Below are 12,702 nucleotides of genomic sequence, written 5' to 3'. Positions count from 1 at the left end.
CAAAAGGTGGCCCCAAATCGCCGGTGGTCTGGTCTATTTGCCTCGCTCGCACTGACCGCTGCCATTGAACGAGTTGGTCACGCCCGGCATGGAGCCCCGCACGATCACGGTGTTCTTGCTGGTGTCCAGTTCGATCCGGTATCCGATCCGCGCAGGACGGGGCCGTGCGGGAATGTTGTTCAGACGGTAGGTAAAGCGGTACTTGCCATTGCCCCGGTCCTTGACTTTGGCCTGGATCGGCGCGCCGTGCACTTCGTTGATGTAGACGTCGAACACGTTGCCGGTGGTGGCACCCGGTTCGAACTGCAGGGCAAGTACGGGCGAGATAAAGCCGTTGCCGGTGTCACGGACCTGGCACACATAGTCCAGCGCCGCAGCCGGTGTCGCAAGCGCCAAAGCGGCGCTCAAGGCCATCGTAAATTTCTTCATGGAATTCCCTCTTTAGGTGTCCTGACACTATTTAGCATCAGGTCGGGAATTCCAAGATGTCAGCCGGTCACAATTTCAAAAAATCGAGACCGCGCTGCCATTTTGTGCTGCGACAGACAGCAGATCGAACACATAGCGTGCTTGGCTGCGGAAGCAGATGATCTGAAAGCTGTCGCTGTCACGCATCCAGAACGCAACCGGCACTTGTGCCATACGGGTCCGGCGGAACATGCCCGACTGGAACGCATCGGGATGAAAATCCACCGGTGCCAGTTTGGCCATGACATCGCGCGCATGCGGCCCCGTCACCGTAAAGCTGGCCCGCGCGTCCGACACATCCACAGCCAATGCGTGCACGTCACCCAGACTGTCCTGCATACGCTGCACGTGGTCAGAGACGTCCCCATAGGGACACAGCACCAGCAATTCGTCCGGCGACATCCAGCACAGGCCGCTGTCCCCGGTGCAATTGGCCTGCCCCGGCCCCGGCACGGCGACACCAGCAGCGGACTGCGCCGCCGCCTTGACCGCTGACGCAGCCAGATCGCCACGCAGGGTGATCATGCCCTGCAACGGCACCTCGGCAATCGCCGCGATCCCATCCGCATTCACAGCACCGCCCAGCGCGGTCACAGCCTTAGACATTCTGTTTCTCCCCGTCCGGGTCATAGAACACCGGGTCCACGATCCGCGCCTTGTAGGTTTTGCCATCCGTGCCGGGGAACGCCAGCACCTCACCCATCCGGTCCGGCCCGTGCAGCACGAGACCCATGGCAATCCCTTTGCCAAGGTTGGGCGAATGATAGCTGGAGGTCACGCGCCCCTGCATATTGCGCTGACCGTTGGCGTTGGTGCCGTCCGCCACCGCATAGGCCCCATCGGGCAAGACAGAGCCGTCTTCGGTCAGAAGCCCGACGAGTTTCCAGCGGTTGGGATCGGCCATGTGGCTGCGCAGGTGGGCGCGTTTGCCCAGATAGTCGTCCTTTTTCTTGGACAAGGCCCAGTGCAGTCCAAGGTCCTGGGGGATCACAGTGCCATCGGTTTCGTCGCCGATCATGATGAACCCTTTTTCAGCGCGCAGGATATGGAGCGCTTCGGTCCCGTATGGCATCACGCCCAGAGCCGCGCCCACGGCCATCAACGCATCCCAAAACGCCTGCCCTTCGCTGGCGCGGACTGCGATTTCATAACTCAGTTCACCCGAAAAGGAGATCCGGTAGGCGCGCACGTCAAAGCCGCCCAGCGTCCCGTCGGCCCATTCCATGAACCCAAGTGCGTCCTTGGACACGTCCATCCCGCCCATGGCCTCAAGGGCTGCGCGGGCGTTGGGGCCAACAACGGCGACCTGTGCGTACTGTTCGGTGACATTGGCCACGTAGACCTGCCAGTCCCACCATTCGGTTTGCAGCCATTCTTCCATGTGCGCGTGGATGCGTTCGGCACCGCCGGTGGTGGTGTGGCACAGGAACGTCTGGTCATCGATGCGCGCGACAACACCGTCGTCGATCAGGAACCCGTTTTCGTCGCACATCAGCCCATAGCGGCATTTGCCGGGCTTTAGCGTGCTCATCATGTTGGTGTAGAGCATGTCGAGGAACTTGCCCGCGTCCGGCCCTTTGACCACCAGTTTGCCCAGTGTCGAGGCGTCGAGCAGGCCCAGGTTTTCACGCACGTTCTGTGTCTCACGCATCACTGCGTCATGCACCGTCTCGCCAGACCGAACGTAAGCGTATGGACGGCGCCACTGTCCAACGGGTTCCCAATCTGCGCCGTTCTCGTCATGCCAGTCGTGCATCGGAGTGCGCCGGATGGGCTGGAACACGTCGCCGCGCGCCTCGCCGCCAATCGCGCCCATTGAGATCGGCGTGTAGGGCGGGCGGAACGTCGTGGTGCCGGTTTGCGGAATGGGTTGATCCAGCGCATCAGAAAGGATCGCCAAGCCGTTGATGTTGCTCAACTTACCCTGATCCGTTGCCATGCCCAGCGTTGTGTAGCGTTTGGCATGTTCGACGGATTCGAAACCTTCCTGCGCGGCGAGCTGGACGTCCGACACCTTGACGTCGTTTTGATAATCCAGCCACGTCTTGCCGCGCAGCGCCTTGCCCGCGCCTTGCGGCATGAGCCAAACGGGGGCCATTGCCGCCTCTTCGATGCTGTCGCCTGCGGGGGCTGCGGTGTTCTTTGGTTTGAACCCGGTCGCGCGGGCGGCACCCTGCCCCATGGCATGTGCGTCGCCGAGGATTTCCTGCAACCCGAAATGCCCGTTGGCGGCCCCAGCCGGGCTGACAAAGGCCCGCCCGTCCGCGCCAAGCGGTGCTTTATCCACATCGGGCCGGAACATGGCAAAATCGGTGTCCCAAAAAAGCTTGCCACCGCAATGGGACCACAGGTGCACCACCGGGGACCAGCCGCCGGACATGGCAACCGCGTCGCACGCAATCTCTTCGAGCACTGCGCCCTCGCCAGCCTGCGCACAGACGGCCACGCCCGTGACCCGTTTGGACCCCATCACCCTGGCGATGCCGTGGCCCATCATCACACGAATGCCCGCCGTCTTGGCCGCTGCCATCAGGGGGCTGTCGACGGGCAGCACACGTGCGTCCAAAATCGCGGGAACCGTCAATCCTGCGTCATTCAAAGCGATTGCGGTGCGATATGCGTCGTCATTATTGGTCACAACCACCGTACGGTCCCCGACGCTGACACCAAAGTTGACAGCATAGTCACGGACCGAAGCGGCCAGCATCACACCCGGCACGTCGTTGCCAGCAAAGCTGAGCGGGCGTTCGATCGCGCCGGTGGCTGTGATCGTGTGGCCAGCGCGGATGCGCCACAGGCGGTGCCGCGGCCCCGCACGCTCTGGCGCGTGGTCCGTCAGGCGTTCGTAGCCCAGCACATAGCCGTGGTCGTAGACCCCCGCACCCATCGTGCGCAAACGCAGCGTGACATTGGGCATGTCAATCAGTGCTGACACGAGATCATCCACCACCTTATCCACAGGCAGACCATCCACAGTGCCACCATCGACCGGTGCGCGCCCTCCCCAGTGGGCAGTTTGTTCCAGCACGATCACACGCGCGCCGGTTTGCGCCGCTGCATGTGCCGCCGTCAGACCGGCGATACCACCACCCACGACCAGAACATCGCAATGGGCATAGAAGTGTTCATAGCTGTCCGCATCGCGACCTTTGGGAGCCTTGCCTAGACCGGCGGCCTGACGAATGAACGGCTCGTAGACGTGTTTCCACAGTGGCCGGGGATGGATGAACATTTTGTAGTAGAAACCCGCCGGCATGAAGCGCGCGAGCTTGGCATTGATCGCACCGACGTCGAACTCAAGGCTGGGCCAGTGGTTTTGGCTGGTAGCTGTCAGGTCCTCGAAGAGCTCTGTGGTGGTGGCACGCTGATTGGGTTCAAACGCGCCTTCGGAGCCCAGATTGACGAGGGCGTTCGGCTCTTCCGGGCCTGCGGCGACAATGCCGCGCGGGCGGTGATACTTGAACGAACGGCCCACGAGCATCTGATCATTGGCCAGAAGGGCCGAGGCCAGCGTGTCCCCCTGGACCCCCTTGAGCGTCTGCCCGTTAAAGGAAAAGCGGATCACGTCGCCCCTGTTCAGCAGGCGACCACCGGTTGCGAGGCGTGTGCTCATGGTTGGACCTCTTCAAATGGGCGGGAAACGGGGCGACGAGGATCAGTCACGACAGCGCCCTCCAGGACCAGCCGGGACGTTTGGCGGAAATTGCGTCGCACAGCTCTTGGGGCGGGGCCAGGGTTTGCGCTGGATAGGTGCCAAAGACTTCGAGCGTCGTGGTGCAGCGCGCCGCGTGGAACCACTTGCCACAGCCGTAAACATGCCGCCAGCGTTCGAAATGCACGCCCTTGGGGTTTTCGCGCATGAACAGATAGCTTTCAAAGTCGTCATCGGTTGATCCAGGGCCGAAACGGGTCAGGTGCGCCTCGCCGCCAGCATGAAATTCGGTTTCTTCGCCGGTGACGCCGCAACAGGGACAGGTCAGGATCAGCATGGGCGTGCTCCGGTGTAGTGACCGCACGCAAAAGGGACGGACGTCTTGCGACGCCCGCCCCATGCGGTTCGGTTGTGAGTGTGTGGCTTATTCGCTGGGGACAACCAGCGGGTCGGTTGCAGGCGCGATTGCGTCCTGGCTGACGGTGCCGTTTTCCGGCCCGCCACTGGCGCCGACCAGCGCCAGGATTGCGATAAACGCGACGATGACGCCGAACGCAATGAGCAGCCCCCGGCCCGAAACGCCGTCACCGCGGTGCAGGTTCGGATTTGGATAGTCTGACATGAAACAGCCTCCTTTGGATGGAAGACCATCAAAGCAGAGTGCTGCGCTACCTCAACCGACGCCCCTTGCGGTGCTGTTTTTCGGCCAAGCCCGGCCCATTTGGCCGCGCGCGCTTGGCTGCGTCCCGCCGGAAAGGGGGGAATCGTTGCGCTCTGCGGGTGTAGTTGATTGCGCAGGGCAGTTGGCGTAGTGTCAGGCAGAGTTGACAGGAGATCACCATGAGCAAGGAAATGGGCGCCGTTCTGGTGTTTGGCACCATCATCGCCATCGCGCTGATCATGTTCGTGCGCGAACAACGCGCCGCCGCCCGTCGCAAGGCCGCCCGTGGGGGCCGCGAGATTGACGTCAGCAACCTGATCGCCTTTGGCAGTGCCGCCGGTGAAGGCAAGAAGACCCACTGAATGGAGTGGCTGGGCCTGATCGTTCTGGCATTTGCCATTGTCGGCGTGGTCCTGTCCATTCGGGAACGCCGCACCGGGCGCGGTGCACTGCTGGACGAAACCGCGCGTGACGCGGGCCAGACCGAAGCAGACCGCGAGCGGATCCGCATCGAAGACCACACCATTCACAGGTGAGTGCAGCGGGGCGCGCATCAGTGCGCCACCCCAGCGGCCACGCTTTCGTCGATGAACTTGCCCGCGCGGAAGCGGTCGAGCGAAAACTCGTCGGTAAGGGGCGAGTGCCCCTTGGCCATCAGTTCGGCCATGGCCCAGCCTGATCCGGGGATCGCCTTGAACCCGCCGGTGCCCCAGCCGCAGTTGATGAACACGCCATCCACCGGCGTTTTGGACAGGATCGGCGAGCGGTCGCCCGTCACGTCCACGATCCCGCCCCATTGGCGCAGCATCTTGAGACGGCTGATCATCGGGAAGGTTTCGATCAGCGCGCGCACGGTTTCCTCGATATGGTGGAACGACCCGCGCTGGGTGTAGTTGTTGTAACCATCGGTGCCGCCGCCGATCACCATCTCGCCCTTGTCGGACTGGGACATGTAGCCGTGCACCGTGTTGGCCATGACCACGACATCCATGCAGGGTTTGATCGGCTCGGACACCAGCGCCTGAAGCGCCACGGATTCGATCGGCAGACGGAAGCCCGCCATGCCAGCCACGTCGCCTGAATGCCCGGCCACGACGATGCCAAGCTTGTCACAGTCGATTGCGCCCTTGGACGTGTCGACGCCCACGACGCGGCCACCCTCGCGGCGGATGCCGGTGACTTCGCATTTCTGGATGACGTCCATGCCCATGTCGGAGCACGCCCGCGCATAGCCCCAGGCCACCGCATCGTGGCGTGCCGTGCCGCCGCGCGCCTGCCAGAGCCCGCCCAGCACCGGATAGCGGGGACCGTCGATATTGATGATCGGGACCAATTCCTTGACCTTTTCGGGGCCGATGAATTCCGTTGTGACGCCTTGCAACGCGTTGGCATGGGCCGTGCGCTGATAGCCGCGCACCTCGTGGTGCGTTTGGGCCAGCATGATCACGCCGCGGGGGCTGAACATGACGTTGTAGTTCAGGTCCTGGCTCATCGTCTCGTAAAGGCTGCGCGCCTTTTCGTAGATCGCCGCCGACGGGTCCTGAAGGTAATTCGAGCGGATGATCGTCGTGTTGCGGCCCGTGTTGCCGCCGCCCAGCCAACCCTTTTCGAGGATGGCGACATTGGTGATGCCGTAGTTTTTGCCCAGGTGATAGGCGGTGGCGAGGCCATGCCCCCCTGCCCCGATGATGATCACATCGTATTTCGCCTTTGGTTCCGGCGCGCGCCAGGCGCGTTCCCAACCGGTATGGTAACGGGCGGCTTCGCGCGCGATGGCAAAGGCAGAGTATCGTTTCATGACGGTGCCTCCGGGCACTGGAATCGACGGTGAGCGAACAACTTTGTAATGGCCGCTGAGGCAAAGAAAAAGGACCGCGCGGGCGGCACTTTTTAACGGTTTTGCGACACGGGTGCCGTGCACGTGTGCGTGACGGCCCGGACGATGGGTCGGTTTGCCCTTTTGCTGTGGGGGTGCAGGGGTTACATGAGCTTGGGATTGTTAAGGAAAAGGCGCGCATGCTGTTCTGGAGTGTTACCGCAGTTTTGACCCTGGTCGTGGTGGCCACACTGGTGCGCGCGCTGGTCATGGGCGGCGTGTCTGACCGCCCGCCTGCGGCCTATGATCTGGACGTGTACCGTGACCAGCTCAAGGAAGTGGACCGCGATCTGGCCCGTGGGGTGATTTCGGAACCGGATGCAGAGCGCGCCCGGACCGAGGTGTCACGCCGCATCCTGGCCGCCGATGCCGCGTTGCGCAAGGAGACAGGCAGCGACCGGACGGCGCGTGGTGCGGCAGTGATTGCGGGTGCGTCGGCGCTGGTCCTGATTGGCGGGACCTATGCGGTTTACCTGCAATTGGGCGCGCCGGGCTATGGTGATCTGGCCCTGAAAGACCGGATCGAAGCGGCGCAGATCTTTCGCACGAACCGGCCCAGCCAGGCCGATGCCGAACAGGGTGTGCCGGATGTTCCGCCGCCCGGAGATGTGGCACCCGACTACGTCGCGCTGGTGGAGCAGTTGCGCGGCGCGGTTCAGACGCGGCCAGATGACGTTCAGGGCTTTGCCCTGCTCAGTCAGGCCGAGGCGCGATTGGGGAATTTCACAGCCGCACATGAGGCAAAGGCGCAGGTCATTGCCATCAAGGGTGATGCAGCGGATGCCGCCGACTTTTCCGAATATGCGGATCTGCTGATCCTTGCGGCGGGCGGCTATGTTTCGCCCGAGGCGGAACAGATGCTGGAGCGGACGCTGGCGCTGGATTCCGGTGACGGCGCGGCGCGGTACTATTTCGGCCTGATGATGTCGCAAACCGGGCGCCCTGACACGGCCTTGCGGATCTGGGACCAATTGCTGCGTGAGGGTCCGGCCGATGCGCCCTGGATCCCCGCCATCGATGCCCAGATCGAGGATATGGCGATGCGGGCCGGCGTGAACTGGGCCAGACCCGCGATTGGCACCGGGCGTGGGCCGTCAGCAGCAGACATCGAGGCCGCCGAAGCGTTGTCGCCCACCGAGCGGCTGGAGATGGTACAGGGAATGGTTGCGGGTCTGAGCGACCGTCTGGCGACCGAAGGTGGTCCGGCTGAAGACTGGGCGCAATTGATCAGCGCGCTGGGTGTTCTGGGCCAGTTGGATCAGGCGGCGGCCATCTTTGCCAATGCGCAACAGGTGTTTGGCAGCGATCCCCGCGCCATGGATATGCTGAACCGGGCGGCAGACCGTGTGGGTCTGCAATGATCACCGATGACACAATCGAGTTTGCAGCCGCCCTGCCCCCGATGCAGGCATTGATGGGCCTTGATCTGGGCGACAAGACCATCGGGGTCGCCGTGTCCGACACCTTCTGGTCCGTGGCCACGCCGCTGGAAACTGTGCGGCGCAAGAAATTCGGTGTGGATGCAGCGCGCCTGCAGACGCTGTTGACCGAGCGGCGCGTGGGCGGTCTGGTTCTGGGCCTGCCACGCAACATGGACGGCTCCGAAGGGCCGCGATGCCAGTCGACGCGCGCCTTTGCCCGCAACTTTGCCAAACTTTGGGACGGGCCAATCACCTTTTGGGACGAACGCCTGTCGACTGTCGCGGCTGAGAAAGCACTGCTTGAGGCGGATACGACGCGCAAACGTCGCGCTGAGGTCATTGATCACGTGGCGGCGGGCTATATCTTGCAGGGACTGCTGGACCGGCTGGCAGTGATCAAGAGGCAGGCATGACCGACACAGTCCCCAACAACCTCGTCTGGAAACGCAACGAGATCGAGAGCCCTTGCGTGCAGATTTGCGTGATCCACCCGGAGACGCGTCTGTGCACCGGATGCGCGCGGTCCATCGACGAGATTGGCGGCTGGAGCCGGATGAGCCCGGAGGCACGGCGCGCCATTATGGACGACTTGCCCAATCGCAGCCCGGCCCCAAAGGGGCGGCGCGGCGGCCGCAACGCGCGCCTCAAGCGCTAGGCAAACCAGTCGGCTGTGGTGTCATACTGTGGCCGAAAAAATGCGATCTTGCGCGGTGGGCCTGAGGGTCCCGTCCAGGGTGCTGTTCCATGCAGCGCAAAGCGGTCGATGACAAACGACTGACCCAGTGTGGCCCGGATTGGCACAGGGTCGCACGTTGCAAACACCGCGCGGCGGGCTGCGTGATAGGCATCGGTCACATCGACATAGCCCGCAGGCCCGGAGCCAATGACCTCTCGCAATGCGGCGCGCATGATGCGGTGACTGCCGGGCCAAATCACGGTTGGCGCCTCTGTGCTGTCGTCCAGGGGCAACCCCAGAATGTAGGCGTGCAGTTCGCGTGCAAAGCGGCGGCGTTCTGGCCCTTCGGGCAGCAGGCCATCCACATGCGCCGCGCACCGATCCACGCGGTAGCGGTGATTGGCGGCACTTTGGTCCGGGTCGGGCTGCGGATAACCGGGATAGATCACCGACACTTGCGCCGGATGGAGCGGCATGGAGGGCACATCCCAGGGTCCGTCCAGCGGCACGCCATCGACAGCACCGTCCGACCCGTTGGGCAGGACATCGACACCGACAAACCACGTATCCCCGTGGCGCATGTTCTGCGCGTGCAGATCGGGGTCGGCAATCACCCGCTCCGCAGCGCGCGCCGCCGCTTTGGCCCAGGCCGTCACGCGTGCGTCCATCCCGAACACGGTATAGCCGTCGCGGTCCATCATCCCATCCACGCCTTGCGCAGCATGTTCAGCGCCACCAGCGTCAAAAACAGGCCAAAGGCCCGTTTCAGCGGCTTTGCATCCGTTCTATGCGCCAATCGCACACCGTATGGCGTGGTAATCAGTGTCATGGCGATCACGATGCCAAAGGCCACGAGGTTCACAGCACCGATGGTCAGCGGGGGCATTTGCATCGTCGGTTTGACAAACATGAAACCGATCACCGCAGGAACCGCGATCAGAACACCAAACCCCGCCGCTGTGGCCACCGCGCGGTGGATTGGCGTGTTGAACAGGGTCATCACCGGCACGCCGAAACTGCCACCACCGATGCCCATAAGCACGGACAGGAACCCCAAGAGCGGCGACAGGATGGCCCGCAGAAACCCTTTGGGCATTGCCTCTGACACCCGCCACTCGGCCCGGCCAAAGGCCAGGTAGAGCCCCACGGTCAACGCCAGTGCGCCAAAGATCAGTTGCAGAGTCACAGACCGCAATCCGGCCACCACCATCATGCCCACAACGGCCCCCAGCACAATGCCCGGCGCCCAGCCGCGCAGGATGCTCCAATCCACCGCACCTTTCTTGTTATGGCTCGACAGCGACCTGAGCGACGTGACCACAATTGTCGCAAGCGATGTGGCAAGGCACATCTGCATCAGCTCCGGTCCGTCATAGCCAAGCGTCTGGAATGCATAAAAAAATGCAGGCACCAGTACGATGCCACCGCCCACACCGAACACCCCGGCCAACACGCCGGCACATCCGCCGATCACAGCCAGCACCGCCAACATCTGCAACAGCAGAACCATGTCCGTCATGGAAGGCCCCTCGCCCATTGGTATGAATTGGCGTGGTCCTATACCGCCTGCGCGCGGTCTTCCAGCGCAGTGATGTGAGACATGGCGGTTTCAACCAGCGCGGGGCCGGCATCCGGGAGTGTGGCCCCTTCGCTCAACACACGGCGCCATCCGCGTGCACCGGGGCGCCCTGCGAACAGGCCCAGCATGTGCCGCGTGATCTGGTGCAACCGCCCCCCGCCCTGTAAATGTGCCTCGATATAGGGTAGCATGGACATCACCGCCGCTTCGGCAGTTGTGTCCGTGCCCGCCCCGAAAATCAATCGGTCCGCAGAACACAGGATGTCGGCAGGCTGGTGATAGGCAGCGCGTCCGATCATCACGCCATCCAGACCCGCATCCAGCATCTCTTGGGCTTGGGTCAGTGAGGCGATACCGCCATTGATCGAGATGTGCAGGTTGGGGAACAGCCCCTTCATCCGCATCACAAGATCGTAGTCCAAGGGCGGGATGTCGCGGTTTTCCTTGGGGCTCAGCCCCTTGAGCCATGCCTTGCGCGCGTGGATGGTCACACGCTCGCAACCTGCGGCAACGATCTGGGCCAGAAACTCCGGCAGAACCGTCTCTGGGTCCTGTTCGTCCACGCCGATCCGGCATTTCACTGTCACCGGCACGTCTACCGCGTCGCGCATCGCGCGGACACACTGCGCCACCCGCGCAGGCTCGCGCATCAGCACAGCGCCAAACGTGCCAGATTGGACCCGATCAGACGGGCAGCCGCAGTTCAGATTGATCTCGTCATACCCGGCATCCGCACCAAGCCGCGCCGCCTGCGCAAGCTCTTTCGGGTTAGACCCGCCCAGTTGCAGCGCCACAGGATGCTCGGCGGTATCGTGATCCAGAAGATGCAAGGCCCCGCCCCTGACCAGCGCGGGCGCTGTCACCATTTCGGTATAGAGCAGTGCGCGCCCGCTCAACAATCGGTGCAGATACCGGCAATGGCGGTCGGTCCAGTCCATCATGGGCGCCACGGACAGGCGTGCGCTGTGGTCCAGATTATATCGCGTGTTTTCCATTGCTTACCAATTGTCAGCACTTTTGGGGGACAGAAAGTGGACATAGTGCGGATCGGTAGCAAAAACAACATCGCGCGGATTGGCCTCAGGCAAGCAGGATTGGGCCCTTGTCACCGCTCATCGCCCATTGCGAACACCCCGAGATACGCGCGCGCATTGCGCTGTGGGCCAAGGGATGCCAAACATGCACCAACCCGCGCCGTCAGAGCGCAGACCACCATCCAGAGGGACCCTGATCCATGATGCTTCGTTCTTGCGCCGTCTTTGCCACGCTGACCGCCCTGATCGCCTGTGATGAAACGACAACCGGCACGGCCGGTTTCATCACCGAATTGCCACAAAGCGTTGTTGATCTGGCCGATCCCAAACAGAACCTGCGCCAGGTCAAGGTCCTGCCGGAAGACGGGTGTTTCTGGTATTTGCACAATGGCCCGGTTGAATCGACGCTGCTGCCACTGCGCACGCCCGCGGGGGCGCCCATCTGCACCAAGGCACAGACGGAAGACCCTGCAACGGCGGCCAGCTCTTAACTGCTGGCGGTGACTTCGGCGGGGTACAGGATGGCCTGCGCGCCCGGCTCGACCTGATCATAGAGACCAATGATGTGCGCCATGACCATGCGCACACAGCCCGAACTGGCGCGCCCACCGATGGAGCGCGGGTGCGGTGTGCCGTGGATGCGCAGGTACGTGTCACGGTTGCCGACAAAGAGGTACAGCGCGCGTGATCCTAGTGGGTTTGTCGGACCACCTGGCACGCCGTCTGCGAATTGCTCGAACTGCGCCGGATCGCGTGCGATCATGTCTTTGGTGGGCGTCCACTTGGGCCATTTGGCTTTGCGACGGATCGTGTATGTGCCGTGCTCGTAAAGGTTTCCACGCGCAATCGACACGCCGTACCGCATGGCCGTGCCATCGGCCTGAATGTGGTAGAGATAGCGGGCAATCGCATCCACGTGGATATCACCGGGGGTCAGCCCGTCATTCGCCTGCACCCGCTGCGGCAGATAGCGCGGGTGAAAGCCCCAGGGGTTCGTGGTGGCCGGATCATAGTTCGCCGGTGTCACCCGCGCATCCCAGGCGGCCCACTGCGAGGGTGAAGCATCCTGCGCAAAGGCGGCGCCGGTGATTGGCGTCGAAAACAGCGCGGTGCCGGTCATGATGAAATGGCGTCGTGTCAGCATGAATCAAATGTCCCTGAACCTTTGGTTTTGCCTGATTTAAGCGCATTCACAGCCTGCGCACCATACACATCTGCGTGCATCCAATCCGTTGTCCCCCTCTACCCTGCGAGCGACGGCAGCCATAGTACGATGCCTGGGAATGCGACGAGGGCTGCGATTGTGGCGGCGTCGGCGATGAAGAAGGGGGTCAC

General features: G+C 62.9%; 16 protein-coding genes. 6 read left to right on the top strand and 10 right to left on the bottom strand.

The annotated features are described in order from the left end of the window. Positions 1–33 precede the first annotated feature (33 nt). The 5 genes from Q0936_RS15565 to Q0936_RS15545 all read right to left on the bottom strand — a co-directional run bounded on the left by Q0936_RS15565 (position 34) and on the right by Q0936_RS15545 (position 4,742). Positions 34–429, bottom strand: coding sequence for a hypothetical protein (locus Q0936_RS15565; protein ID WP_299295597.1), 396 nt, complete (start codon positions 427–429; stop codon positions 34–36). A 75-nt stretch (positions 430–504) separates the two neighbouring features. Continuing rightward, the gene (locus Q0936_RS15560) at positions 505–1,074 is read right to left on the bottom strand and encodes a sarcosine oxidase subunit gamma family protein (RefSeq protein ID WP_299144813.1); all 570 of its coding nucleotides are present in this window, start codon (positions 1,072–1,074) and stop codon (positions 505–507) included. Beyond that, a complete protein-coding gene (locus tag Q0936_RS15555; RefSeq protein WP_299295599.1) occupies positions 1,067–4,081 on the bottom strand; it encodes a sarcosine oxidase subunit alpha family protein in 3,015 nt (1,004 codons plus the stop codon). Before Q0936_RS15555 ends, Q0936_RS15560 begins: the two co-directional genes overlap by 8 nt. 46 nt (positions 4,082–4,127) lie before the next feature. Continuing rightward, positions 4,128–4,457: a sarcosine oxidase subunit delta gene (locus tag Q0936_RS15550; RefSeq protein WP_299144808.1), complete on the bottom strand. Its 330-nt coding sequence runs from the start codon at positions 4,455–4,457 to the stop codon at positions 4,128–4,130. Between the two features lie 87 nt (positions 4,458–4,544). Continuing rightward, a complete protein-coding gene (locus tag Q0936_RS15545) occupies positions 4,545–4,742 on the bottom strand; it encodes a hypothetical protein (RefSeq protein ID WP_299144805.1) in 198 nt (65 codons plus the stop codon). Positions 4,743–4,960: 218 nt separating this feature from the next. Here Q0936_RS15545 and Q0936_RS15540 point away from each other — a divergent pair, with 218 nt between their 5' ends. Beyond that, positions 4,961–5,143, top strand: a complete 183-nt coding sequence (locus Q0936_RS15540) for a hypothetical protein (protein ID WP_299144803.1) — start codon at positions 4,961–4,963, stop codon at positions 5,141–5,143. Further along, on the top strand, positions 5,144–5,317 hold the full coding sequence (locus tag Q0936_RS15535) for a hypothetical protein (RefSeq protein ID WP_299295601.1): 174 nt from the start codon (positions 5,144–5,146) through the stop codon (positions 5,315–5,317). Positions 5,318–5,334: 17 nt separating this feature from the next. On the opposite strand, the gene Q0936_RS15530 is transcribed toward Q0936_RS15535, so the two are convergent. Then, positions 5,335–6,579, bottom strand: coding sequence for a sarcosine oxidase subunit beta family protein (locus tag Q0936_RS15530; RefSeq protein ID WP_299295603.1), 1,245 nt, complete (start codon positions 6,577–6,579; stop codon positions 5,335–5,337). 218 nt (positions 6,580–6,797) lie between these two features. Here Q0936_RS15530 and ccmI point away from each other — a divergent pair, with 218 nt between their 5' ends. The 3 genes from ccmI to Q0936_RS15515 are packed head-to-tail and all read left to right on the top strand — an operon-like array spanning position 6,798 to position 8,733. Then, complete coding sequence (gene ccmI / locus Q0936_RS15525) at positions 6,798–8,018, top strand: c-type cytochrome biogenesis protein CcmI (RefSeq protein WP_299295605.1); 1,221 nt, start codon at positions 6,798–6,800, stop codon at positions 8,016–8,018. Beyond that, complete coding sequence (gene ruvX, locus Q0936_RS15520; RefSeq protein ID WP_299295608.1) at positions 8,015–8,491, top strand: Holliday junction resolvase RuvX; 477 nt, start codon at positions 8,015–8,017, stop codon at positions 8,489–8,491. Before ccmI ends, ruvX begins: the two co-directional genes overlap by 4 nt. Further along, entirely contained in the window at positions 8,488–8,733 is a 246-nt protein-coding gene (locus tag Q0936_RS15515; RefSeq protein WP_299144793.1) for a DUF1289 domain-containing protein, read from the top strand. The genes ruvX and Q0936_RS15515 overlap by 4 nt, the downstream gene beginning before the upstream one ends. Here Q0936_RS15515 and Q0936_RS15510 read toward each other — a convergent pair. From Q0936_RS15510 to dusA, 3 genes are read right to left on the bottom strand one after another with little or no spacing between them, the layout of a single operon-like run. Further along, positions 8,730–9,455: a hypothetical protein gene (locus Q0936_RS15510; RefSeq protein WP_299295610.1), complete on the bottom strand. Its 726-nt coding sequence runs from the start codon at positions 9,453–9,455 to the stop codon at positions 8,730–8,732. The two genes, Q0936_RS15515 and Q0936_RS15510, sit on opposite strands and share 4 nt — an antisense overlap. Next, positions 9,452–10,273 (bottom strand): sulfite exporter TauE/SafE family protein, encoded by an 822-nt coding sequence (locus Q0936_RS15505; RefSeq protein ID WP_299295612.1) that lies wholly within the window; start codon positions 10,271–10,273, stop codon positions 9,452–9,454. Before Q0936_RS15505 ends, Q0936_RS15510 begins: the two co-directional genes overlap by 4 nt. Before the next feature lie 38 nt (positions 10,274–10,311). Beyond that, on the bottom strand, positions 10,312–11,328 hold the full coding sequence (dusA, locus tag Q0936_RS15500) for a tRNA dihydrouridine(20/20a) synthase DusA (RefSeq protein WP_299295614.1): 1,017 nt from the start codon (positions 11,326–11,328) through the stop codon (positions 10,312–10,314). Between the two features lie 239 nt (positions 11,329–11,567). On the opposite strand from dusA, the gene Q0936_RS15495 reads away from it, so the two are divergent. Next, complete coding sequence (locus Q0936_RS15495) at positions 11,568–11,858, top strand: hypothetical protein (RefSeq protein ID WP_299295615.1); 291 nt, start codon at positions 11,568–11,570, stop codon at positions 11,856–11,858. Here Q0936_RS15495 and Q0936_RS15490 read toward each other — a convergent pair. Then, entirely contained in the window at positions 11,855–12,511 is a 657-nt protein-coding gene (locus Q0936_RS15490; RefSeq protein WP_299144783.1) for a L,D-transpeptidase, read from the bottom strand. The genes Q0936_RS15495 and Q0936_RS15490 overlap by 4 nt on opposite strands. Between the last annotated feature and the right edge of the window lie 191 nt (positions 12,512–12,702).

The organism is uncultured Tateyamaria sp., assembly GCF_947488715.1.
Classification (GTDB): domain Bacteria; phylum Pseudomonadota; class Alphaproteobacteria; order Rhodobacterales; family Rhodobacteraceae; genus Tateyamaria.
The sequence above is the reverse complement of the archived record's forward strand: the minus strand, read 5'-3'. Positions and strand labels throughout refer to the sequence as shown.

What these genes read in the sequence shown, in the direction of transcription:
- Q0936_RS15565 (WP_299295597.1), bottom strand. Translation starts at nt 429, where the DNA reads ATGAAGAAATTTACGATGGCCTTGAGCGCCGCTTTGGCGCTTGCGACA.
- Q0936_RS15560 (WP_299144813.1), bottom strand. Translation starts at nt 1,074, where the DNA reads ATGTCTAAGGCTGTGACCGCGCTGGGCGGTGCTGTGAATGCGGATGGG.
- Q0936_RS15555 (WP_299295599.1), bottom strand. Translation starts at nt 4,081, where the DNA reads ATGAGCACACGCCTCGCAACCGGTGGTCGCCTGCTGAACAGGGGCGAC.
- Q0936_RS15550 (WP_299144808.1), bottom strand. Translation starts at nt 4,457, where the DNA reads ATGCTGATCCTGACCTGTCCCTGTTGCGGCGTCACCGGCGAAGAAACC.
- Q0936_RS15545 (WP_299144805.1), bottom strand. Translation starts at nt 4,742, where the DNA reads ATGTCAGACTATCCAAATCCGAACCTGCACCGCGGTGACGGCGTTTCG.
- Q0936_RS15540 (WP_299144803.1), top strand. Translation starts at nt 4,961, where the DNA reads ATGAGCAAGGAAATGGGCGCCGTTCTGGTGTTTGGCACCATCATCGCC.
- Q0936_RS15535 (WP_299295601.1), top strand. Translation starts at nt 5,144, where the DNA reads ATGGAGTGGCTGGGCCTGATCGTTCTGGCATTTGCCATTGTCGGCGTG.
- Q0936_RS15530 (WP_299295603.1), bottom strand. Translation starts at nt 6,579, where the DNA reads ATGAAACGATACTCTGCCTTTGCCATCGCGCGCGAAGCCGCCCGTTAC.
- ccmI (WP_299295605.1), top strand. Translation starts at nt 6,798, where the DNA reads ATGCTGTTCTGGAGTGTTACCGCAGTTTTGACCCTGGTCGTGGTGGCC.
- ruvX (WP_299295608.1), top strand. Translation starts at nt 8,015, where the DNA reads ATGATCACCGATGACACAATCGAGTTTGCAGCCGCCCTGCCCCCGATG.
- Q0936_RS15515 (WP_299144793.1), top strand. Translation starts at nt 8,488, where the DNA reads ATGACCGACACAGTCCCCAACAACCTCGTCTGGAAACGCAACGAGATC.
- Q0936_RS15510 (WP_299295610.1), bottom strand. Translation starts at nt 9,455, where the DNA reads ATGATGGACCGCGACGGCTATACCGTGTTCGGGATGGACGCACGCGTG.
- Q0936_RS15505 (WP_299295612.1), bottom strand. Translation starts at nt 10,273, where the DNA reads ATGACGGACATGGTTCTGCTGTTGCAGATGTTGGCGGTGCTGGCTGTG.
- dusA (WP_299295614.1), bottom strand. Translation starts at nt 11,328, where the DNA reads ATGGAAAACACGCGATATAATCTGGACCACAGCGCACGCCTGTCCGTG.
- Q0936_RS15495 (WP_299295615.1), top strand. Translation starts at nt 11,568, where the DNA reads ATGATGCTTCGTTCTTGCGCCGTCTTTGCCACGCTGACCGCCCTGATC.
- Q0936_RS15490 (WP_299144783.1), bottom strand. Translation starts at nt 12,511, where the DNA reads ATGCTGACACGACGCCATTTCATCATGACCGGCACCGCGCTGTTTTCG.